This is a genomic window from Sporomusa sp., assembly GCF_057736855.1.
In genome coordinates, this window is record NZ_JBYKYF010000008.1 from 1 (window position 1) to 2,617 (window position 2,617).

3 protein-coding genes are annotated in these 2,617 nt (G+C 44.6%); all 3 read right to left on the reverse strand.

The window, feature by feature from the left end; translation table 11 throughout:
* Nucleotides 1–54: 54 nt before the first annotated feature.
* Nucleotides 55–531, reverse strand: coding sequence for a cytochrome c3 family protein (locus AC29Z1_RS01155; protein WP_488269620.1), 477 nt, complete (start codon nucleotides 529–531; stop codon nucleotides 55–57).
* 130 nt (nucleotides 532–661) lie between these two features.
* The gene (gene nirJ2, locus AC29Z1_RS01160) at nucleotides 662–1,651 is read right to left on the reverse strand and encodes a putative heme d1 biosynthesis radical SAM protein NirJ2 (RefSeq protein ID WP_488269621.1); all 990 of its coding nucleotides are present in this window, start codon (nucleotides 1,649–1,651) and stop codon (nucleotides 662–664) included.
* Between the two features lie 4 nt (nucleotides 1,652–1,655).
* A partial coding sequence (locus AC29Z1_RS01165; protein WP_488269622.1) for a radical SAM/SPASM domain-containing protein occupies nucleotides 1,656–2,617 on the reverse strand: 962 nt, incomplete at its 5' end.

A 2,617-nucleotide genomic window follows, 5' to 3' on the forward strand; every position in this document is an offset into this window, starting at 1 on the left:
ACCCCTGTAAATACGATAACAAGCACGAGGAAAGCAGCCAAAACTTTTTGGGTTCTATTCAACACGAACACGCTCCTTAACTACAATCTGATTATGAACCATGCTGCGATGGCATTTTGTGCATGCTTGCTCGCCGCTTACCACCATAAAAGTATTGCCGATGGTATAGGCATGACAACGGACACAGTTACGATTCACAATAGCTCTGCCTTTGGCGCTTATCTGAATAGTATCAGGATAATCACGCAAAAACTCATGATATGTATCATTCATACCTGTTTGCGTTTTGACAAGGGTTTTCTCAATGATATTCTCCTGTGGCAAATGGCAGTCCCCACAGCTAAACTGACGATGATTCGACTGCTGCCAAGTCACCGCTACATGTTGCATGGAGTGGCAACTGCTGCAAAACGAAGCCTTATCTGCATACGCAATCCCAGCGCCAGCTATGGCAAATCCAACAGCGGCGGCTAAGACCCCAAGCAACAAAAATGTAAGAGGACTCCTTTCCAGGTGCTTTTTCCATTCCAATCAAGCCACCTCCCAGTACCAGTTCAATCTGCACGTACTATTGCAATATTAGGTTCCCATTTTGGGCAGTGTTTATACTAAAAGAAAAGCTGTGCTGAAACCTAAAATTCAGCACAGCTTTGTTACTCTACTATGATCTATTTCCCCGGTTACACCAGGGTTCTTCGGCCAGATAATCTCCATCAGAATAATAATACGCTCTGGCGCGGCACCCCCCGCACAGACTGTCATAGCCGCAGGAACCACAGCCACCTTTAAGCGGTTCATGACGTAGTTCATTAAACACCTTACTCTCCCGCCAGATGATGTCAAATGCTGCTTCTCTTACATTGCCGACTTTGATAGGCAAATACGGGCAAGGCTGAACATCACCGTTAGGCAGTATGACACAATAGGTAGTACCAGCCAGACAACCGCGGGTATACCGCATCGGCACACCGCGTTCTTTGGCGATACGCATAAACTGAGGAGCACAGGTAGGTTTTATTTCAATCGTAGTCGTTGCCTGTTTGTCAAGAATACGTGTTAACAGAGCTTCATACTCGGCGGTTTTAAGAGTAGTTTCTTCAATATTTTTTCCACGCCCGGTAGGCACAAGAAAAAAAATATGATGGGCAACAGCTCCCAGTTCAACCGCCAGGTCAGTAATTTGGGTAATTTCGTTTTCGTTCCAATTCGTCACAGTGGTATGAATTTGGAAAGGCAAACCCGCTTTTCGACAATTTTTGATTCCTTCCATAGTTTGCTGCCAAGCGCCACGCACCCCGCGAAAGGTATCGTGACGCTGGGGGTCACAACTGTCGACACTAATACCAGCACACATTAATCCAGCAGACTTCAGCTTAGACGGAACCTCACCAGTCAATAGCATACCATTGGTACCAAGTACGGGTCTAAGCCCAAAATCAGCAGCATCAGTAAAAAATACATAGATAACGGCAAGCAGTAAGGGCTCGCCACCGCTTAAAATCATAATCTTAAAACCAGCTTTGGCAATCTCGTTAAGCAATTTTTTACCTTCATCTGTACTTAGCTCATCAGCCCGTTTAGCGCCGGCATCGCGGTAACAGTGTATGCAATTAATATTACACTGTTGGGTAGTATTCCATGAAATTATCATGCAGTTACTCCTTGTAGTCAGTAAGATAACAAGCCGGATCTTCGCTCCACATATCACCAGACACGGCCTCCGCCCTTATGCGGCAACCACAGCAAAATTTTTTGTAGCGGCATTCACCGCAGCGGCCGGTAACATGACTGGGTTTATCACGAAGCATACATAAAAACTCATCTTGCACGTTGTGCCAGATTGCACTAAAAGGTTGGGTACGAACATTACCAAGCGTTTTATGACCCCAAAACTGACAGGCATGAACATTACCCTGGGGATCAACGTTAGCCATTTTTTGTCCGGCTGAACAGCCGCCATGCATGCTCAAAAGCTCTTTAACTTCCGGTACCCGTTCCGGCTGCGTACGCTCAAAATATTGCAAAATATAAATACCATCAGCATGGTTATCGGTGGTAAGAATTTCAACTTCCACACCACGCTTATGAAAATCTAAGGTCCGTTCAATTAAATATTCGATGGTCTGACGTTTTTGGTCTTTCGTTGTATCAAGTTCAGCCATTTCCTGTCCGCGTCCGGCATAAACCAGATGATACATACAAAAACGGGGAATTTTCTCCTGTTCAACCATATCTAAAATATCTGGTAATGTATGATAATTCAGTTTGTTGATCGTAAAACGAATCCCGGTTTTGTTGCCAGCAGCGATAGAGTTACGGATTCCAGCAAGAGTTTCTTGAAAAGCTCCTTTTTTACCGCGAAAATGGTCATGCACCTCTTCATTGCCATCAACACTAACGCCAACATACTGAAAACCAGTATCTTTAATACGTTTCGCCATCTGCGGTGTAATCAATGTTCCGTTGGTAGATAGAACCGGGCGAATTCCTTTCGCAACAGCATAGGCACCCAATTCAAATATATCTTGGCGAACAAGTGGTTCACCACCGGAAAAAAGTAACACTGGTACTTTCATACTAGCTAAATCATCAATAAATGCTTTAGCTTCATCTGTCG

Coding starts and splice junctions, on each gene's coding strand:
- nirJ2 (WP_488269621.1), bottom strand. CDS start 1,651: ATGATAATTTCATGGAATACTACCCAACAGTGTAATATTAATTGCATA.